General features: G+C 46.1%; 17 protein-coding genes and 1 pseudogene. 15 read left to right on the top strand and 3 right to left on the bottom strand.

Annotated features, from left to right (window positions below; all coding sequences use genetic code 11):
• Nucleotides 1–71: 71 nt before the first annotated feature.
• The 6 genes from cyoA to N646_RS22185 all read left to right on the top strand — a co-directional run bounded on the left by cyoA (nt 72) and on the right by N646_RS22185 (nt 6,549).
• Nucleotides 72–953 (top strand): ubiquinol oxidase subunit II, encoded by an 882-nt coding sequence (gene cyoA, locus N646_RS22210; RefSeq protein ID WP_005388604.1) that lies wholly within the window; start codon nt 72–74, stop codon nt 951–953.
• Nucleotides 954–958: 5 nt separating this feature from the next.
• Nucleotides 959–2,995 carry a cytochrome o ubiquinol oxidase subunit I gene (gene cyoB / locus N646_RS22205; RefSeq protein WP_005375781.1) on the top strand — a complete coding sequence of 679 codons (2,037 nt, stop codon included), beginning with the start codon at nt 959–961 and terminating at the stop codon, nt 2,993–2,995.
• Entirely contained in the window at nt 2,985–3,587 is a 603-nt protein-coding gene (gene cyoC, locus N646_RS22200) for a cytochrome o ubiquinol oxidase subunit III (RefSeq protein WP_005375782.1), read from the top strand. The genes cyoB and cyoC overlap by 11 nt, the downstream gene beginning before the upstream one ends.
• On the top strand, nt 3,587–3,898 hold the full coding sequence (gene cyoD, locus N646_RS22195; protein WP_005375783.1) for a cytochrome o ubiquinol oxidase subunit IV: 312 nt from the start codon (nt 3,587–3,589) through the stop codon (nt 3,896–3,898). The genes cyoC and cyoD overlap by 1 nt, the downstream gene beginning before the upstream one ends.
• Nucleotides 3,859–4,773: a heme o synthase gene (gene cyoE / locus N646_RS22190; protein ID WP_017634257.1), complete on the top strand. Its 915-nt coding sequence runs from the start codon at nt 3,859–3,861 to the stop codon at nt 4,771–4,773. Before cyoD ends, cyoE begins: the two co-directional genes overlap by 40 nt.
• A gap of 669 nt (nt 4,774–5,442) precedes the next feature.
• The gene (locus N646_RS22185; protein ID WP_017821199.1) at nt 5,443–6,549 is read left to right on the top strand and encodes an NADH:flavin oxidoreductase; all 1,107 of its coding nucleotides are present in this window, start codon (nt 5,443–5,445) and stop codon (nt 6,547–6,549) included.
• A gap of 80 nt (nt 6,550–6,629) precedes the next feature.
• On the opposite strand, the gene N646_RS22180 is transcribed toward N646_RS22185, so the two are convergent.
• Nucleotides 6,630–7,520 carry a LysR family transcriptional regulator gene (locus N646_RS22180; RefSeq protein WP_017821200.1) on the bottom strand — a complete coding sequence of 297 codons (891 nt, stop codon included), beginning with the start codon at nt 7,518–7,520 and terminating at the stop codon, nt 6,630–6,632.
• A 155-nt stretch (nt 7,521–7,675) separates the two neighbouring features.
• Between N646_RS22180 and N646_RS22175 the strand changes: the two genes are divergently transcribed.
• From N646_RS22175 to N646_RS22145, 7 genes are all read left to right on the top strand, one after another.
• Nucleotides 7,676–8,074 carry a RidA family protein gene (locus tag N646_RS22175; RefSeq protein WP_005375789.1) on the top strand — a complete coding sequence of 133 codons (399 nt, stop codon included), beginning with the start codon at nt 7,676–7,678 and terminating at the stop codon, nt 8,072–8,074.
• A 73-nt stretch (nt 8,075–8,147) separates the two neighbouring features.
• The gene (locus N646_RS22170; RefSeq protein ID WP_017821201.1) at nt 8,148–9,608 is read left to right on the top strand and encodes an aldehyde dehydrogenase family protein; all 1,461 of its coding nucleotides are present in this window, start codon (nt 8,148–8,150) and stop codon (nt 9,606–9,608) included.
• Nucleotides 9,609–9,677: 69 nt separating this feature from the next.
• Entirely contained in the window at nt 9,678–10,667 is a 990-nt protein-coding gene (locus tag N646_RS22165) for a membrane dipeptidase (protein WP_017821202.1), read from the top strand.
• A 109-nt stretch (nt 10,668–10,776) separates the two neighbouring features.
• Nucleotides 10,777–12,378, top strand: a complete 1,602-nt coding sequence (locus tag N646_RS22160) for a BCCT family transporter (RefSeq protein WP_005375792.1) — start codon at nt 10,777–10,779, stop codon at nt 12,376–12,378.
• 101 nt (nt 12,379–12,479) lie between these two features.
• Nucleotides 12,480–14,216 (top strand): hypothetical protein, encoded by a 1,737-nt coding sequence (locus N646_RS22155; protein ID WP_017821203.1) that lies wholly within the window; start codon nt 12,480–12,482, stop codon nt 14,214–14,216.
• Nucleotides 14,213–14,944, top strand: a complete 732-nt coding sequence (locus N646_RS22150) for a DUF3726 domain-containing protein (RefSeq protein ID WP_017821204.1) — start codon at nt 14,213–14,215, stop codon at nt 14,942–14,944. Before N646_RS22155 ends, N646_RS22150 begins: the two co-directional genes overlap by 4 nt.
• Nucleotides 14,945–15,086: 142 nt before the next feature.
• On the top strand, nt 15,087–15,464 hold the full coding sequence (locus N646_RS22145) for a nuclear transport factor 2 family protein (RefSeq protein WP_031777276.1): 378 nt from the start codon (nt 15,087–15,089) through the stop codon (nt 15,462–15,464).
• An 82-nt stretch (nt 15,465–15,546) separates the two neighbouring features.
• Here N646_RS22145 and N646_RS22140 read toward each other — a convergent pair whose 3' ends face one another.
• Both N646_RS22140 and N646_RS22135 read right to left on the bottom strand, forming a co-directional pair.
• Nucleotides 15,547–16,542 carry an ABC transporter substrate-binding protein gene (locus N646_RS22140; protein WP_017821206.1) on the bottom strand — a complete coding sequence of 332 codons (996 nt, stop codon included), beginning with the start codon at nt 16,540–16,542 and terminating at the stop codon, nt 15,547–15,549.
• Nucleotides 16,543–16,683: 141 nt separating this feature from the next.
• Nucleotides 16,684–18,917, bottom strand: a pseudogene (locus N646_RS22135) (hypothetical protein).
• Between the two features lie 425 nt (nt 18,918–19,342).
• On the opposite strand from N646_RS22135, the gene artP reads away from it, so the two are divergent.
• Both artP and N646_RS22125 read left to right on the top strand, forming a co-directional pair.
• Nucleotides 19,343–20,071 (top strand): arginine ABC transporter ATP-binding protein ArtP, encoded by a 729-nt coding sequence (gene artP / locus N646_RS22130; RefSeq protein ID WP_009704632.1) that lies wholly within the window; start codon nt 19,343–19,345, stop codon nt 20,069–20,071.
• 88 nt (nt 20,072–20,159) lie between these two features.
• Nucleotides 20,160–20,891, top strand: a complete 732-nt coding sequence (locus N646_RS22125) for an arginine ABC transporter substrate-binding protein (RefSeq protein ID WP_005443853.1) — start codon at nt 20,160–20,162, stop codon at nt 20,889–20,891.

The raw sequence follows: 20,891 nt of genomic DNA, 5'->3' as shown, positions 1-20,891 counted from the left end.
GCGCAATTTGTGAGCTCTTATTTACTTTGATTGGCATCTGTTTTGAAACCAGACAACCATCGAGAAAGTTAATGGAAGCCTCAAGATATAAACGCATCTTGTCGAGGGGAAGTTTGGCGTCCGTCATACTTATGCTCTCAGGATGTAATTCAGCTTTACTTGACCCCAAAGGTGCCATTGGTGTGCAAGAAAAAGAGTTAATTATTACTGCTCTTTTGCTGATGTTGATCGTTGTAATCCCTGTGATTTTAATGACGATTTACTTCGCTTACCGATACCGCGCCTCTAATACTGAAGAAGAGTACGCACCCGAGTGGTCACACTCGACCAAAATCGAAGTGGTGGTATGGACAATTCCAATCATCATCATTGCGATTCTTGCGACGATCACATGGCGTTCGACTCATGAACTAGAGCCATCCAAACCTTTGGAAAGTGATGTTAAACCAATGACCATCGAAGTGGTGTCACTCGATTGGAAATGGTTGTTCATCTATCCAGAGGAAAACATTGCGACGGTGAACTATGTGGCGTTCCCGAAAGACGTGCCAGTGCAGTTCAAACTGACTTCGGACAACATCATGAACGCGTTTTTCATCCCTCGCTTAGGTACACAGATCTACGCGATGCCAGGAATGGTAACCAAGCTCAACCTCATAGCGAACCACGAAGGTGACTATAAGGGTTTTGCATCGAACTACAGCGGCGAAGGCTTTTCGCAAATGAAGTTCACAGCTTCAGCAATGTCTGATCGTGCTGCGTTCCTAAATTGGGTGCAGAAAGTGAAGGCGAGCCCTGATCGTATTGAAGATTGGGAGCAATACAGCTCACTGGCAGCGCCAAGTATCGCAGAGCCAGTCACTTTGTTCTCTAGCGTTCCTCCGTTCTTGTTCACCGACGTTGTGACTCAGCATCCTGGTTCAATGAACTGTTTGCCTGAAAACCAAGGATAATCGTAATGTTTGGAAGATTAACTCTTGATTCAGTTCCATTCCACGAACCTATTATCGTCATCACCCTAGCGGTTGTGGCGCTGGTTGGTTTAGCCGTAGTTTACGCGGTGACCAAAGCCGGAAAGTGGCAATATTTGTGGAATGAATGGTTTACTTCAGTAGACCATAAAAAACTTGGCTTCATGTACATCGCAGTAGCGATGGTGATGCTTGTTCGTGGTTTTGCTGACGCAGTCATGATGCGTAGTCAGCAACTCCTTTCTTCTGCGGGTGAAGCAGGTTACTTGCCACCGCATCACTACGATCAAATTTTTACTGCCCACGGCGTGATCATGATCTTTTTTGTAGCGATGCCATTGGTCATTGGTCTGATGAACATCATCGTGCCATTGCAGATTGGTGCGCGTGACGTAGCTTTCCCGTATCTGAATAACTTGAGCTTCTGGCTGTTTGTTGTAGGTGTCATCCTAACAAACATGTCTCTCGGCTTAGGTGAATTTGGTCGTACCGGCTGGTTGGCGTATCCGCCGCTTTCAGGTATTGAGGCTAGCCCAGGAGTCGGGGTCGACTATTGGATTTGGGCGCTGCAGATATCAGGTGTTGGTACGACGTTAACAGGCGTGAACTTCTTCGCGACCATTTTGCGTATGCGTACACCGTCTATGCCAATGATGAAGATGCCAGTTTTCACTTGGGCGTCTCTGTGTGCAAACATTTTGATCATCATTTCATTCCCAATCCTAACGGTGACTATCGCTCTGCTTACGCTGGATAGATACCTAGGCATGCACTTCTTTACCAATGATCTTGGCGGCAACGTAATGATGTACGTCAACCTGATTTGGGCTTGGGGTCACCCAGAAGTGTACATTTTGATCTTGCCAATTTTTGGTGTGTTCTCAGAAGTCACCGCAACCTTCTCACGTAAAAAGTTGTTCGGTTACACATCGCTAGTTTGGGCTACCGTAGTTATCACGATTCTTGCCTTTGTCGTTTGGCTACACCACTTCTTTACGATGGGGTCTGGCGCGAACGTAAATGCCTTCTTCGGTATTGCCACGATGATCATTTCTATCCCAACAGGGGTGAAGATCTTCAACTGGCTATTCACGATGTACAAAGGCCGCATCCGCTTTACGACGCCAATGATGTGGACGGTGGGCTTCCTTATCACCTTTACTGTTGGTGGTATGACGGGCGTACTAATGGCTGTTCCGGGCGCAGATTTCGTTCTGCATAACTCAGTATTCCTTATCGCTCACTTCCATAACGTAATCATTGGTGGTGTGGTGTTTGGATGTTTCGCTGCGATCACTTACTGGTTCCCGAAAGCGACCGGTTTCACCATGAATGAAACTTGGGGCAAACGCGCGTTCTATCTTTGGATTATTGGTTTCTTAATGGCGTTCTTACCGCTTTACGCGCTGGGCTTTATGGGGATGACTCGTCGTTTAAGCCAAGACATCAACCCAGAATACTTCCCACTGTTGTCGATTGCCGCAGCAGGTACGGTTGTGATTGCGCTGGGCGTATTGTCTCAGTTCATCCAAATTTACGTGAGTATCCGTGACCGCGAGCAAAACCGTGATTTAACTGGTGACCCGTGGGGTGGACGTACTCTTGAGTGGGCAACATCGTCTCCACCGCCGTTCTACAACTTTGCGCACCTACCAAAAGGTGATGTGCTGGATGCCTTCTGGTACCAGAAACAAAGTGGCGAGTTCGATCCAACTAAAGAAGTGGAATACGAACGTATTCATATGCCAAAAAACACTGCAACAGGCATCTACGTGTCGGCTTGGTCGCTCCTATTTGGCTTCGGCATGATTTGGTACATCTGGTGGCTAGCGGCGGCAAGTTTGGTCGGTATTATCGTGACGTGTATTCAGCATAGCTATAACGATGATGTGGATTACTACGTGGAAGTTGAAGAGATCAAAGCAATTGAGGCCGAACGTCGAGCTCAGCTTGAAGAAGCGAAGAAAAACTCAGTGAAAGACAGCGAAAGTAAAGATGATCTGGAGGTGACGTATGCAAACTAATATCGCAGCACATCACGACCATGATCACCACCATGACACGAATGGCAACAAGCTATTTGGTTTCTGGGTTTACCTGATGAGTGACTGTGTACTGTTTGCGACCTTGTTCGCGACTTACGCTGTGCTGTCGAGCAATTCAATTGCGGGCCCAACAGGTAAAGACATTTTCGAACTTCCATTCGTTTTTGTCGAAACCATGCTGCTGCTGTTTAGCAGTATCACATTTGGTTTTGGCATTATCGCGATGAAGCGCAACAACGTTGCTGGTCTCAAACGTTGGATGTTAGTCACGTTCGCGCTTGGTCTTGGCTTTATCTGTATGGAGGTCTATGAGTTCCATCACCTGATTGAAGAAGGCTATGGCCCACAAACAAGTGCATTCCTGTCGGCATTCTTTACGTTGGTTGGTACGCACGGCCTGCACGTAACCTTTGGTCTGATTTGGTTAGCGGTAGCGTACCATCAACTGTCGACGAAAGGTCTAAACGACAATATGGCAATGCGCTTTAACTGCTTAAGCCTATTCTGGCACTTTCTAGATATCGTTTGGATTTGTGTCTTTACCATCGTTTACTTACTGGGGGTAATGTAATGGATCAACATGTAGAAACCAGTTCGTCAGATTACGTGAAAGGCTTTATTGCCTCACTGATTCTGACGGTAATTCCGTTCTACTTTGTTTGGACGAAATCATTACCAGATACAACGACCTATGCGATTCTATTTGGATGTGCATTAGTGCAGATATTTGTTCACTTTAAATACTTCTTGCACATGGAAACAAAAACATCCGACGGACGTTGGAACCTTGTATCACTGATGTTTACCGCCATTGTTGTACTTATCCTTATCGCTGGCTCGGTATGGATCATCTACAACATGAACGTCAACATGAAGTTGTAGGTCAAGGTATGCTGAAAAGTTATTTGTCTATCACTAAACCGGGCATTATTTTCGGCAACCTGATTTCTGTTGCGGCGGGGTTCTTCCTCGCCGCAAAAACAGAACCAGCCAGTCTAATGTTGTTCGTTACGACGTTAGTTGGTGTTGGGTTAGTCATCGCTTCAGGTTGTGTGGTGAATAATATTTTCGATCGTGATATCGACCAAAAGATGGCACGTACACGAAATCGTGAAACAGTGAAAGGCAACATCAATATCGATATTGCGTTTGTTTATGCACTTGCTTTATTGCTGGTAGGAACCGCACTGTTATTTATCCGAGTGAACCCACTATCCGCTGTCGTCGTGTTGCTTGGCTACGTGTATTACGTGTTCTTTTACACGATGTGGTATAAACGTAACTCGGTGTATGGGACCTTAGTGGGAAGTATCTCAGGTGCAGTTCCGCCATTGGTGGGTTACTTAGCGGTAACAAACTTCATTAGCTTGGAAGCGATTTTACTCTTTACCATGTTCTGTCTCTGGCAAATGCCGCACTCGTATGCCATTGCCATGTTTCGCATGCAAGACTACCGAGAAGCCGGGATTCCCGTATTGCCAGTTAAAGAAGGTATTCATAAAGCGCATCGACACATGAAAGCGTATGTCGTGGCGTTTGGAGCAGTATCGTTGGGGTTATTTTTACTAGGTGAAGCCGGGTATGAATACTTAGCGGTTGCAGCGGTTGTTTGCTTTATGTGGACGAAAGTGACCTTTCGCAGCATTGATGACAACAACTACATCGCTTGGTCAAAGTCGGTGTTTAAAGTCTCACTGCTAGTGGTGATGGGGATCAGTGGTGTGCTTGGTGTCGAGTTGATTCCTCTAGCTCTGTAACAACCAAACCTAAGCGTTTGCTAAACGCCAATATCTTTTGCTGCTGAATGCATGAATGGCCTTACCTGGAAGTAAGGTCATTTAACTTTCTATTGTCCTTTATTTTCACTGTTTTTCCTGTTCCTCCTCTAGCTTCACTATCACGTATTCATATCTAAAAGTAAAAACAACCAGTGTGTAAAACATAGTGGAGCACGTTTTTGCTGACGTGCAATAATGCCAAGAGATAGCGACTATTAAGCTAAAAAGTATAAACAGCGCAATAACTCTACTTACCATATGAGAATTCAATATCGATAGTTTGTAATGTAAACATTTGGGGTAGTGCTAGTTCCCATAGCAGCATACAAACTAACAATGTGAATGTTTAATTTGAATCACCAGCTAGCGAAATACACAAGTTTTACGACTGAAAGTGGGTGAGGAAGCATCTTAACTCCAGTGAAATGAACACGATTAAGAATCATCCTTTTACATAATCTAAAAACTCACTAAACCTTAACCCAGATTAAAGTTTTGTCGTCTCCGAGGCATTAAGGTGCGCCTGTAGTTTGCAGGTCTCAAGGATTCAGAGAAGGAACAGCCATACATCGTGTATCGCTGTTCCTTTTTCGTTCTTGTTTACTTGCGAAAAGATAAAACATAAAGACAACTTTAAGAGGACTGGTTTTGAGCATTTTGTTTTCCGAAGCCCGCATTGGCAACATGACCCTAAAGAACCGTTTTGTGCGAAGCGCAACGTGGGAGAACATGGCGACCGAAGATGGTCACATGACGGCAAAGCTTTACGATATTTACGAAACGCTTGCGAAAGGGGAAGTTGGGCTTATTGTTACAGGTTATGCCAATATCGTTGAAGAAGAGAAACCCAACGCAGGTATGATGGGGATCTACAACGACTCTTTTATTGAAGAATACAAAAAGCTAACAGAGCTAGTACATCAACAAGATTCTAAAATCGTGATGCAAATTGCTTACGGTGGCACCAAAACCACCCATAACGTCGGTGAGCGTGTCATCTTCGCTCCGAGTGACGTGCCTGAGCGTGGTACAAATACGCAAGGCAAAGCGATGACAAAGGACGAAATAGACTACATCGTAAAGGCATTCGCATTGGCGAGCAAACGTGCTCAAGACGCTGGTTTTGACGGCGTAGAGATTCATGCGGCGCACACTTATTTAATTAACCAGTTTTTAAGCCCGTACTATAATCGTCGCGAAGACGAATATGGTGGTGACTTAGAAAATCGCATGCGCTTTCTTTTAGAAATTTATTCTGAAACCAGAAAGCTGGTTGGAAGCGAATTTCCCATCCTCGTTAAACTGACGGCAACAGAGTTCTTTGACGGCGGTTTAACGTTCGATGAAACTCGCGTCGTCTGTAAGAAACTTGAAGAAATAGGCGTTGATGCGATCATCGTATCTGGCAATGTTCACGGCAAAGCAAACGAACTTGTTGGTCAAACGTTCGATGGTTACACACTACAAGAAGAAGGTTACTTTCACGAATATGGTCACGTGATCAGTCAGGACGTTAGTATACCGGTGATTACTGTCGGCGGGCTGAGCGACATTGATGCGATTGAGAAAATTGCAGAAAACACAGATATCCAGTTTTTTGCTGTGTCACGCCCTTTATTGGCTGAGCCACAGTTGATCAAACGTTGGAAAGAAGGCAATCGCGCACCAGTAGATTGTGAGCGTTGCTCAAAGTGTCGTACCAAGCGTGGTAACTTTTGCGTGGTGTATAAGAACCGAAATCGTCGCAAAAAATAGAACGAAGCGAATACACAAATACAAATTAGCCTCCACTCTGAATATGGAGGCTTTTAATTATCCGCATGTTAATCGAACCATTATTTATCTTCTTTTTGATAGTTTAAATAATGCACACAAAGATCGTGAAATGCTTTAGCTTGAGGCGAGATCGTGCGATCGGTTAACGTAAATATACCAATTTGCCTTTCAAGTGGTGGATCGATAAGCGGAATCCAAACCAAGCGTGTTTCATTGGTTGGGAAAGCAAGCTTCGGTAGGGTCGTGACACCAATCCCAAGTTCTAAGACAGAAAACAGCGAAGTAATATTTTCGACCGAATAGAGCGCTTGCTGACTCAGAGCTCTTGCTGGGGTTGGATCGAGAAGTGTACAAGTGCCGTTACGGATAAAGGGTTGTTCCAACAAAGTTTGCCACTCGACTCCTTCTGGATGACTCGCAATAGGGTTGTCCTTTAAACACACCACGCCTATTGGATCAGCTAACAGCGGCGTAAAGTCAATGCCGCCCTCATCGAGGTGAGAGGGGTTACCGAGCGCTAAGTCGACCTCACCGGAGAGTAGGCGAGCCTCGACACCAGCGGCATTATCGTCTATCAAGCTTACTTCTACATTTGGATACTGTTCGCAAAAGGCGCCCAACACGCTAGGAATGAGCTTTGCTGCAACAGAAGGAACGCTCGCAATTCGCACTCTCCCTTGCTGTCCGGCAGCGGCTGCTTTGAGATCGTTGTCTAGTGCACTGTAGATATTGAGAAACTGAACCACTTTGGGAAGACAAATTTCACCAAACGGGGTCAATTTGGTTTTGTTTCCGGGTTCAAACAGCGTTTGCCCTAGAATTTTTTCAAGCTCTTTTATCGATGTTGACAGTGCCGCCTGAGAACGATTTGCACGATGTGAAGCGGCTCGAAAGCCTCCTTCCTCGACTACCATCACAAAATGCATTAATTGTTGAAGCTTAATACTCATCCCTAATGCCTCTTAATCCCTTTATTTACGTTATTTTAAACAGAGTGATAAGTTTAATTTATCAAATGTCAAAAATTTACCGTTAGATTTATCGCTTGTCAATGTGCATCATTTAACCATATTGAAACAAAGCTGTTACAAAGGTTGAAAGGCACGTGAATACTCCTACTAAAAAACACCCAGTTAAAACCAGTCTATTTGCTTCTAAAGCGCCGCTTGAATGGGCGATAGTCAACAACGGAACCCTGTATACGGCTCAAATTCCTATTGATGACACAGGCGCGGTTGTGGAAGGCGGTATCGAAGCACAAACACGTCAAACCTTTAACAATCTCATTCACACCCTGGAGTGTGCAGGGGAGTCTTTGGACTCGGTGTTGCAGGTCCTGATTTATGTGACTGACAGAGAATACTTAAAGACCGTTAACCAAGTGTACGCGGAATATTTTGAAGCGCCGTACCCAAATCGCGCCGCCATGGTGGTTGCAGGGTTAGCGCGAGAAGAGATGTTGGTGGAGTTTGTTGTCTACGCGTCGGCAAGCCAACCAGAATAAATCCAACGAGAATAATTAGAGATCAGTGAGTGAGTGGCTTGCCATCACAAATCGGAAGAACAAGGAAAGAACCATGACTTTTATTAACAATGTTCAAGCAGAAAAATCCCTCTATATAGCGGGTGAGTGGCAATCGGGCATGGACACCATCGCCAATATTAACCCTTCTGATATCAGCGAAAACATTGGCGATTTCGCACAAGCGAGTGTGTCGCAAGTAGAGCAAGCGATTCAAGCGGCTAAATCAGCGCAGCCAGAGTGGGAAAAAACACCAATCGAGCGCAAGCAAGCAGTGCTACAAGCGATTGGTGATGAGCTCATTGCACGATGTGACGAATTGGGCACCTTGCTTTCGCGTGAAGAAGGTAAGCCATTTTCTGAAGGTCGAGGTGAGATTTACCGTGCTGGCCAATTCTTCCAATACTTTGCTGCTGAGGTTCTGCGTCAAATTGGCGATAGCGCTGCTTCCGTCCGTCCAGGTGTCTCCGTTGAAGTTACTCGCGAAGCCGTCGGCGTTATCGCCATTATCTCTCCTTGGAACTTCCCAACAGCAACAGCGGCTTGGAAAATCGCGCCAGCACTTGCGTTTGGCAACAGCGTCGTCTGGAAGCCTGCCAACCTAACCCCAGCAAGTGCCGTTGCGCTGACAGAGATTATCCATCGCCAAGGTTTACCTGCTGGCACGTTTAACCTCGTTTTGGGTAGCGGTTCGCAAGTCGGTAATACCCTTATCAATTCGAAGGATGTGAACGGCGTGAGCTTCACTGGTTCTGTGGACACAGGCCGTAAAGTTGCAGCGGCTACGGCACCAAACTTTGTACGTTGTCAGCTAGAGATGGGCAGCAAAAACGCGCTCGTAGTGGCAGATGATGCAGATATTCAAATTGCTGTCGAAGCGACAATCGCAGGCTCATTCTCGGGTGCGGGTCAAAAGTGCACCGCGTCTTCTCGTCTTGTGGTTATGGACGGAATTCACGACGCGTATGTTGAAGCGCTAATCAAACGCATGAGCGAACTTAAAGTGGGTCACGCTCTAGAAGAGGGCGTATTCATGGGCCCTGTTGTTGATGGTAACCAGCTGAATGCGAACTTTGAGTGGATCGAAAACGCACGCCAAGCAGGCGCGGAGCTGGCTTTCGGTGGTGAGCGTCTGAGCCTAGAGCATGACGGTTACTATATGTCACCAACCCTGTTCTTGAACACACAAAACAGCTGGGAAGTGAACCAAGAAGAAGTCTTTGCACCAATGGCAAGCGTGATTCGCGTTTCTGATCTGGATGAGGCAATTGCAGTCGCGAACGATACGCGCTTTGGCCTGACAGGCGGCATTATCACGCAAAGTCTGCGCAATAGCGCGATCTTCAAACAGCAAGTCCAAACGGGCTGCGTCATGGTTAACTTGCCAACTGCGGGTACAGATTATCACGTCCCATTTGGTGGCCGTAAAGAATCTAGCTTTGGCCCTCGTGAGCAAGGGCAGTACGCCAAAGAGTTCTACACCGTGGTGAAAACCGCTTATCAGCGCCCTTACTAAGAACAGCAGGGTAGCTGATGGTGTCAGTTACCCGCACTGAAAGGCTAAGAAATTGTTTAAGGAGTGGTTATGTACCAACAACGGATTGTGATTGACGGATTGCAGTACTGCAATTGGGATCGAGAGTATTTCCAAACGCTTAAGGCGAGTGGCATTACCGCCGTTCATGCCACCATCGTCTACCACGAAACTGCGCGCGAAACCTTAACGCGTTTTGCTGAATGGAACTTGCGCTTCGAGCAAAATGCGGACCTCATCATGCCTATTTATTCAATGGCAGATGTAGAAAAAGCCAAAGCAGAAGGCAAAGTCGGCATCTTCTTCGGCGCGCAAAATTGCTCACCTATCGATGATGAAATTGGTCTGATTGAAGTGATGCGCCGCCAAGGTCTGCTGATCATGCAACTGACCTACAACAACCAAAGCTTACTGGCGACAGGTTGTTACGAACAAAACGATTCCGGCGTAACTCGCTTTGGTAAGCAAGCGATTGAAGAGATGAACCGAGTCGGGATGATCATTGATATGTCCCACAGTGCAGAGCGTTCGACGTTGGAAGCCATCGATCTTTCTTCGCGTCCAATTTGTATCAGCCATGCTAACCCGACGTTTGCGCATGACGCACTGCGCAACAAGTCTAACACCGTGATCAAAGCACTGACGGAGCGCGGTGGTTTGATTGGATTCAGTTTATATCCGTTCCATTTGCCAAATGGCAGCCAGTGCACGTTGGATGATTTCTGCCAGATGGTTGCGAAAACCGCAGACATGTTTGGCGTTGAGCATTTAGGTATCGGTAGCGATTTGTGCCTAAATCAGCCGCAACAAGTGTTGGAGTGGATGCGCAACGGGCGTTGGTCAAAAGCGATGGATTACGGCGAAGGTTCAGCAAGTAACTCGGGATGGCCAGATGCGCTGCCATGGTTCTGCGGCAGCGCAGGGATGGAGAACATCTACAACGGATTAATGGATCACGGATTCAGTGAATCTGAGGCTGGAAAAATATTGGGTGAAAACTGGTTCAACTTCCTTAAAGAAGGATTAGAGCCTATTTCATAGCATTCCCCAAAGTAGGAACCGCCTGCCCACATAATAACAATACGGCAGGCGTAAAACTCACATTTGTAGCCAGTCTTTGGCTGCTGCAAAGAACCTCTGGAGCCAGAGTATGTCTGATTTAACCAATAGCATGAAAGCTTCCACGATGAGCGTGTCATCGGGCAAGTCAAAAGTAAAACACAACACATCAACAACAGAAAACACGATGGACAAATTAGGACTGAATAACCCGGCCTTTTGGTATAGCGGTGGTTTCATCGCGTTGTTCGTTGCTATTGCACTTTATGACGGCGAGCTGTTATCTACGATCGTTAACGCCGGTTTTAGCTGGGCAGTTCAGGTGTTTGGTCCATACTGGCAGTTACTGCTGCTTCTCACTTTTCTTATTGGTCTTGGCTTGGCTGCAGGGCGAACAGGCAAGGTGATGTTGGGCGGGATTGCAAAACCAGAAATGGATTCTTTCCGCTGGATGGCGATTATTTTCTGTACCTTATTGGCTGGTGGTGGCGTTTTCTGGGCCGCGGCTGAGCCTATCGCACACTATGTTAGCCCACCCCCTTTATACGGCGCGCAAGATAACCCGCAGCAAGGTGCGGTGAATGCGTTGTCGCAATCCTTTATGCACTGGGGCTTTCTGGCTTGGGCGATTGTAGGTAGCTTAACTTCGATCGTGGTGATGCACCTGCATTACGACAAAGGTTTACCACTAAAACCCCGTATTTTGCTTTACCCAGTCTTGGGCGAACGAGCACTTAAAGGCCAACTCGGTGCATTGATTGACGCGTGCTGCATTATCGCGGTAGCCGCAGGCACCATCGGGCCAATTGGGTTTCTAGGCTTGCAGGTTAGCTACGCGTTAAATGCGCTGTTTGATATTCCTGATGGCTTTACCACTCAGCTTATCATCATCTTGTTTGCGATTGCTCTTTACACCTTGTCAGCACTCAGTGGATTAAGCCGAGGCATGCAACTGCTTAGTCGTTACAACGTGATTCTGGCAATGGCATTGATGGTTTACATCCTGTTTTTTGGCCCTACGAATTTTATCTTTAACGGATACATTCAAGGTGTAGGAAGCATGTTGGATAACTTTATCCCAATGGCGACTTATCGCGGTGACGAAGGTTGGCTAAGTTGGTGGACAGTATTTTTCTGGGGCTGGTTCCTGGGTTATGGTCCGATGATGGCAATCTTTATTGCGCGTATTTCCCGTGGTCGAACTATTCGCCAAGTTATTTCCACCATCAGTATTGTGGCTCCGTTAACCACCTGTTTTTGGTTCACGATTGTGGGCGGCTCAGGTCTTGCGTTTGAAATTGCTGAACCGGGTAGCGTGAGTGCGGCGTTCGAAGGCTTTAACCTGCCAGGTGCTTTGCTTGCGGTGACTCAGCAACTACCAATGCCAATGCTGACTTCAATTCTATTTCTGATTTTAACCACGATCTTCATCGTCACGACGGGCGACTCAATGACCTACACAATCAGTGTCGTGATCAGTGGTGAAACGGAGCCGAATGCGATCATCCGTACCTTCTGGGGAGTAATGATGGGTGTGACGGCATTGATCCTGATTTCTCTTGGCTCTGGTGGCATCTCTGCACTGCAATCTTTCATTGTGATTACCGCGGTTCCGGTTTCGTTGATTCTGTTACCGTCACTTTGGAATGCGCCGCAAATCGCAATCAAAATGGCGAAAGAGCAAGGGCTATAACAATTATCTAATTCAAACAACGTGGAGCTTGTGCGGGTGTTTTCCTCCTGCATCCGCACAAACCCTAGTATTCTTACAATAACAAATAGGTGGTGAGCAAAATGGATGCACATCGTTCTACTTATACGGAAGCAACTATGCGCGATGCAGCGATTGTCATGGCAGCCGAAAGGCTTGGCGCAATGCACCAAAACCGAATCAGCTTTGTTCGCAGTCTGATTCGTAATATGGCAAGCCAAAACTGGCAAGTAACCAAGCATGAGTGGCAGCTTTGTCCTCGTGGTTATGGTCATGTGATTTACAAATTGACCACGCCAGAGCACGTTTATCATTTGGTGGTATTCTGTGATGAAATTGCCGACGACGAGCGTAATGATCGCGTAATTGCTGAAAAGTGGGACGTCACATTTGCACTGTTTCAAGGCGATGTTGATGTTACTTTGTTGGAAAGATTGCGAGAAAATGTACCGCTGCAAGAAGCGGGACGTAATCCAAACAACGTACTTGTTCTTGCTCGCGCAAACAAAAGTGTGCGCGTGTTTGAGCACATTGTTAGCGCGCTTTCTCAAGGCGAGCAGCCTGAGCCGAAAGAGTTAGCGGAAGTGGGTTATATCCTGCGTACCACAGCTGTTTATGGTAACGGAAAGTTTGGTATCGCCGATTTCAAACTGTTAGAGAACAACTCAGATTTCAGCCAGTCTTTTAGTGCGCAAATGTGTGCCGTATATATGTTGCGTGAATTCAGCCTAGATTGGGTGCACTATCTGGCACTTCAACAAGGTGGCGACAAGGCGGTGGCTTTGCATCGTGGCTTGCAGCGCTACCTTGGTGTCGGCAATGCGACTGGCTTAGGCATGGCTCCATACTTGATTCATCACCCGTGCATCGTTGACCAATGGATGACCTCTCGCGAACGTGCGGTAGCGCGAGTCTTTGCGATGCCATGTGAAGCTTCATTCCATGCTCCTTTGCAAGGATTGCTGCAAAAAGCACAGCGTCATTTAGAGCAAGTCATCACCATCAATGAACATCAAGACAGGCTCAATCATCAAGCGATAGCAGACATCAAACAACTGCTATCAGAGCTAACAACGTTAATGGCATCACATCCGAATTGGGCGAGTTTGGTCGAGCATAAGAAAACAATGAGTGTGGAGGCCCAAGAAATCCTCACCTCTTGCTTGATCGAACTCTACCCATCTTTAGTGGATGAATTTGCTAGCCAAATGAATACGGATGAAACGTTATCTATTCCGGGCGGGAAAAAGATCCAAGATTTACTGGAAGTGTTGCAAAGCAAGTACCGCTGGGCGATTGATGCGGATTACTCACTAGCCGAGAACAACTACTGGTTCTGGTATCGCTCACAAGATAAAGAAGAGCCAAGGCTTGGTGTTCGCGGGGAAGAGGCTGGAGAAGAAAAAGAACTGCCGCTTGATATCGGCAGACAAGTGAATCGCTTGTACCAGGCCTTGCTTGACTGTGATGTAGAAATGTCCGTAGCAGAGTTTCTATTGCAAAAACCGGCTTATCGTTCGATCACACGTCGCGTATGGACGCTAGGCAACCGTGCGATGGGGGATATTCAAATGAATGTGCTGCGTAAAGATGCGTTACCAATGCACTTACTGCGCTGTAAATTGGCGATCTTTGGCGCGACTAAGTTTGATCCGCGCTCGGATCGTTGGGTTCGAGTAACTTTCTTCCAAGGTGCGCCGTTGTTAGATGAAATTCACGACCCTAAACTGGCAGACACATGGATTTTCCCTAGCATGCCGCCACGTGACGAAATTGCGCAAAGTGACAATCAAAAAATCAGTGGAGGATTTGCATTATGATCGTCTCTCACAACGAATTGGTGGCCGCGGTTAATAAGGCATTTCTTGGCATGCGCCGTCACTGTGGTGAGGCGGATGTCATTGCGAACATGGTGGCGGACTTGCAAATGGTTGGCTTACATGGAGTTCGTCATTTTAATAACGCCAGTCTGTTTCTTGGGTTAGATTCAGACTGCGCCGTATCGGTGACCAACAGTACGCCGTCAAGCATAGAGGTAGAACTGCACAACGGGAGTGTAGCGTGTCATTTACCCGCGGTGTTGGATTTCGCGCTCGAGAAAATGATCAACCGTAAGTCGATTACCGTTACGTTGAAACAGTGTCATAACCGTTGGCTAGGTTTTAGTGAGTTGTTGAAGCTCTCTGCAAAAGGCATTGCGTGCCGTGCACAATGGGTCAATGGCTCTAGTCCCAAGCGAACGCTTTATGTGTTAAACCGTGGACGAATCGCGCCAGAAGTCTTTTTCTCGGATCAGTTTGATGGGCATGATACGGATTTGCATAGTATGGTTATCGAGCTCTCCGTGAACGATTTCGATATCGAGAAAAGTGCACAAGGATATACCACCCACATTGAAGGCGATGAGTTAAGCCGTACGCAACAAGCTTCTTGGCAAAATGGTATCTTTGTCGAAGACCAAGAATGGGAAACACTGAAACAAACCGCAACCGCGTTGCTGGTGGAGAACAGTGAGCGTTCTATGCTCGGTGCTGGTGGTGTGGTTTAAGCTATGAAAGGCGATGATTCCAAGTAGAAGTGATGAAGGCTGCTGTTTAGCGGCCTTTTTTGTGCGCGATGTTCAGTCACTTCTGAAGTTCAAAGACTATGATTACCGTTATCCGCAAGATGGAGCAACACAGGTAAGAAAAATGGATCTGCAAGAGAATAAAAGAAATGCCATTGCGTTTTACGAAACCGCCTATAGAGGTAACCCAAGAAAGGCAGTTGAAGACTACGTAGGTGATGAGTACATCCAGCACAATCCATTAGTTGGAAATGGCCCCGAGGCTTTTATCGAGTATTTTGAGCGGATGCAAAATGAGTATCCCGATAAAGATATTACGTTTGTGCGAGCCATTGCTGAAGGGAATTTGGTGGCACTACACACTCACCAAACATGGCCTAATGATATTGAATACGTGACGATGGATTTCTTTCGTTTTGATCACAATGGGAAGATCGTTGAACATTGGGACGCTCTGCAAGAGATACCCAAAGAAACATTGAATGGTCACACCATGTATTAACGAGTCGTTGATTAGCCTCCCATGCCGTTTATTCAAACGGTATGGGAGGTTAAATGATTTGTGGCACTCGAAGTATTAATCATCAAAGCGCTTTTTCGATTCTCACCGCGACGTCTTCAGATACCCAGCCTTTCCACAAGTCAGGGTAGGTATTAAAGAAGTAAAACATCGCTTCTTCACCGTCCGCGTAGTTATCTTCCATCCAGGCCAGCATTTCACTCATTTGCTCGTTGGTAAATCCGCGTTTCTGCAAGTACGCGAATGCTTGGGGTTCTTTGTTCGCAAATGCCTCAGTTGTTACTGTGCGAACTGGAGAAGGTGGGTACATTGTTACTTTGGGAGAAGTACAATCAGGCTGGGTGGTACAGTTGCGATACTCTTCCAGATCCGTTCCGCTACCAAAATCCACTTTGACCATATCATACTTGCCCAATACGGGTGTTGGTGACCAGTAGTAACCAAACCAAGGCATTTTGCGATCATAGGCTTTGGCGATGGTACCAGCTAGTGCAGCGCCAGAGCCTGGGTCAACCATCTCAAAGCCGTGCTCACTTAACCCTAATGCATTAAACAAGTGACCGGAGGTGATTTGGCATGTCCAACCAGCAGGGCAGCTATAAAACGCGAACTTGTCATCATCTTCTGGGTGTTCAAATAGTTTGGCGTGCTTGATGACGCCTTCTATCGTCGCGAGTTCTGGATACTGTTTTACCAGATAGGCGGGAACCCAAAACCCTTCTTCACCACCATTGACAAGCGATTCACTAGCGATGCGCAAGCGTTTATCCGCAATTCCTTTATCAAGTGCTTCTTTAATGCCGTTTGTCCATAACTCTGGCGCAACGTCAGGCTGCCCCTTTTCAATCATAGAGGTGCCCGTAGGAACGCTATCACCAGGGATCAATTCCGCATCGCACTGGTAGCCTTCATTTAAGACAAATTGGTCGATGTGCGCCATTAAGCTGGCCGAATTCCAATTCATATCCGCGATGGTTATTTTTCCACATTCATCCGCATTTGCATGAGTTGATAATGCTGAGAGCAGCATAACAGAGAGCATTGAAGGTGTCGTCTTCATGTGACTGAATTTCCTTGTCGTTGTCATTTACTTCAGTATATACATCGGTTTATAAAGATTCAGTGAACAAGTTTTTTTCAGTGACGTTGAGCATAAAAACGGCGATTTATGAAGCGTTTGGTGAGAGGGGTTTAAAGGGCGTTAATACAGCAAGAACACTCCTTCGTAGCCGCCAATCTCAATATGAGAAACATAGTCGCCGATGTTACCGTCTTGATCTACAGGTCGCATAGGCTCTGGAAGTGCGATAGTTATCCTCGGTGAGGAGAAGTAACCGATATTTTTGCCAAAAAATCAGTCCGATACAGCACTCGGCCTTTAGTGAATTCGCGGGCTAACACCATCTCCGTAGGACCATGCACCACCACCGTATCGTCTGAGTGATACGCAAAGTACGTATGGGTTGGTAACAAATCGATAGCGCCATTGGGCAAGTCAGGATGAGCCACTTTGCTCATAGAAGCATCTCCAATCACCGTGTAATCGGCAGGATAGGGCGTGCTGGTGGACATCATTACCGGAGTCGCCTGATACCCCTCTGGTATTTGATTGGCAGGCTCTCCCAAATCAACGGCAAGCAAGGTGCTAGGTTGATAAGCAATATTCTTTGGTACGCCTGCCTTCCAGAAGTTGTCACTTGTTGTGTTATTACTTCCATATAAGTAGCCATTGTTCCACTGATTAAAGTAACTGCGCTCAGGGTGATAGTTTAAGTAGAACACTGCTAGTGCAGAGTATTGGTCCTGTTTCCAATTGTCTTCTGTGTTCCCAAAGTATTGAACGCGACCATAACGCGTTGTCGCTTGATAAATCACTTTCTGGCCAGCTTTGGCGAGTGCAGAGTTATCCCAAAACTTAGCTAACCCAGCATAGCCACTAAAGCCGGTAGAAGGGAAAAGGTAGTGCTCGCGCAAGTACAAGGAGCCAGCGTCAACCAAGTGGTTTTGCCCATTACGACCGAATAAGTTTGCCGTACCTATGTTGAGGCCAATTAACGCATCTTCATCCTGCGTTGCCAGTTTATTCAAGAACGCCGAGAATTGCGCTTTGTACGCATCGTCAGCAGCTTGGCTACCCGCCACCAAACCAAGCTCACCCACTGTGCCTCCGGAATATATGTAGAACTGATTTGCACCGAGTAACTTATTCGTGTCGTCGTTGTACGCACCATTTAAACCTTGTTTCGCCCATTCAGCTTGGTAATAGTGGCGCATTGTATTGGTAAAAACGGGATTGCCGAGATTGGTCAATGCCCAAGAAGAGGTTTGATTCCACATACGACCAAGTGGAATAACCCGTGACTCCCAACGAAATCGTGCCGTTGCATTCTTATTCGAACGGTTTTTGTATTCATTCCAAGAAAGATAATTGTCTTGGTTTCGATCTGCAGATTTGTCGAAGCCACGAATTTTACGCCAGCGTTGAATGGTTTGACCTTCAGGTGTCTCCGTTGGTGCTCCTGAGATGTTGACGGCAGGGAAGCTATTTTTGAGTCGAATGTTTTCGAGACGTGGGCGGTTTTCTATGTTGTCGTCATGCCAAGTAATTTTCGCAAAGTAAAGGCGGCCGCCGTCGCGTAAAAAGGTGGAGCCAAAGTACTGACCGCCACCATAAGTTTTTCCGCTACCATCATGCGTTGTAGCGCGAACCCAATCCGAAGGAACAGACCAGTTTACTGTTTGGTCTTTGGTCATGCCCTGTGTTCTATCTTTCTTAATATCAAAGGGCTTCCACTCCGATACCTGACCAAACGAGTCGATAGCAGAAGGGTATTCAATTATGAAGTTGCCACCTTGAGCAAACTGGGAAAACGTAAGGGTTAAGCGGTCGAACTTCTCTGAGTGATAAACATAGAGGGCACCACCATTATTCGCCTGACCGAATACATCAGCATCCCATGGCGGTGGTTGATATAGCCAAAAACCGGCGTGGTCAGCACTAGCCGTATAACCAACAATCATCGGTTTTCGATTGAGCAGAGTATTCTCGCCATGGCTTGAGTCGACTTCAGCTAGGATAGTGTCTTCAGAAAAGTGGAGAAAGAAATCTTCGTAGTCAATTCCATTCAGTTCTGCTTGGTTACGTATATCGTTTTCCAGCCAACCTGAGTTAAGTTCCAGCTTTTGGTTGTACATGTAACCAAGTGCTTGTACACGCTCATTATGACTTTTACTTTCGTAAGCACCGAATAAGATATCAGCATAATCCAGTTCCCATTCACGTGTAGCCGCAGCAGAGATAGGCTTATCTTGAAGATCAATACCCTGTTCATGCAATCCAGGTAACACGATTGCTGTTCTACTCCAAACGTTGGGTATAGAAAGTAAGCTCAGAGAAGCAAGTGCAATGAGAGAAAAACAATGCGACTTCAACATGGAGTTATCTCACTCATACTTAGATGACTCAAATTAAGGGCCAGAATACAAAGAGAAATTATAGTCCATTCACAAAGTCCTAATCAGGAACCCGCCGATAGAAGGCTTTACCGGAAACCGAGGGGAGAAGCCCGGCAAAAATGAGAAGGTCTGCGTCGGGTGTAGTACGTTCAAAGACTCAAAATTCCGTCTACACAAGCACAAAAGTAACCAGAATTTTAACCTTGTTTCGATTGCCATCATATTGTTGGATTTTCATCAACAATTTCAGTTAAAACCAACTGATTAAACCAGTCATATTCTCTGTTGTATTGATTGCTCATCATACAAAAATTTAACAAAATTAATTTTTATACATTTTTATTGCATAAAAAATCCTTTTGAGTAATATAAATGCCAAGTGACAATTAATGCAGTATGGCAGCATGAGTATTCAAGTTAAAAGTATCAATAAGTCTTACGGCGATACCCAAGTTCTACACGATGTCAGTTTTAATTGTGAAAGCGGTGAAACGTTGGTGTTACTCGGTCCAAGTGGGGCAGGGAAGAGCTCTCTACTACGTGTTCTTAACCTTCTTGAAGGGGCGGATAACGGCCAGTTAAACATCGCTAATGACGCATTCGACTTTTCAACTGAAATCAAAGAGAAGCAAGGTTTAGCGCTTCGTCGTAAAGTGGGCATGGTGTTCCAACAGTACAACCTATGGCCACACATGACAGTGATGGAGAACCTGATTGAGGCTCCGGTAAAAGTCTCTGGCATGGATAAAGAAGAAGCGAAGAAGCAGGCAATGCAAATTCTCGCGACGCTGCATTTGGCAGACAAAGCGGATGCATGGCCGATGCAACTTTCTGGCGGTCAGCAACAACGTGTGGCGATTGCCCGCGCGCTGATGATGAAACCAGAAGTCTTGCTTTTTGATGAGCCTACCGCGGCGCTTGACCCTGAAATCACGAACCAAGTGGTCAAAATCATTAATGATTTAAGCGAAACCGGAATTACACAAGTAGTTGTGACACACGAAGTGGATTTCGCCAAGAAAATCGCTAGCCATGTTCTATACCTAGAACAAGGACACATCGTAGAACACGGCACGCACGACGCATTTGTTAATCCGCAAACCACTCAGTTTGCCGATTACCTAAATCACTAAATTACGTTTTTAAAGTTCAGTCTATTTAACAGATAAGCTCGGCTGTCATTGCGAGTGTCAGCCCACTAAGTACACACGGAGTATTGCAATGAAAAAGATTTTACTAGCTTCACTAATCGGTCTTGTCTCAGCAAATGCAGCAGCACAAGAAGAGATCAAATTCGCGATGGAAGCAACTTACGCACCGTTCGAATACATGGATGAAAACAACCAAATCCAAGGTTTTGATGTGGATCTGGCGAACGCACTATGTAAAGAAATGGAAGCAAAATGTACCTTCCACAACCAATCTTTTGACAGCCTGATCCCTGCATTAAAATTCAAGCGTTACGATGCGGCTATTTCTGCAATGGATATTACTGATGCGCGTTTGGAGCAAGTGAACTTTTCTGACCCTTACTACGACAACTCAGCAGCGTTTGTTTCTATCAAAGAAAAAGTGGCTGATCAAAAAGCACTAGAAGGTAAGCGTGTTGGTGTTCAAAACGGTTCAACACACCAAAGTTACCTAATTGAGCAAATGCCAGGTGTAACAGCGGTTCCTTACTCAAGCTACCAAGACGCATTCATCGATATGAAGAATGGCCGTATTGATTCTGTATTCGGTGACACAGCAGTCGTAGCAGAATGGTTCAAGAAAGAAGATAACCTAGCGTACGTTGGTGAGCACGTTACTAACCCTAAATACTTCGGTAACGGTTTCGGTATCGCAGTAAACAAAGGTAACGACGAGCTAGTGAACAAGCTGAACACGGCACTGAAAACAGTGAAAGCGAACGGCGAATACGACGTAATCTACAACAAGTACTTCGGTAAGTAA

This window comes from Vibrio alginolyticus NBRC 15630 = ATCC 17749, assembly GCF_000354175.2.
Classification (GTDB): domain Bacteria; phylum Pseudomonadota; class Gammaproteobacteria; order Enterobacterales; family Vibrionaceae; genus Vibrio; species Vibrio alginolyticus.
Note: the sequence above shows the minus strand (reverse complement) of the source record. Positions and strands in the feature narration are given on the sequence as shown.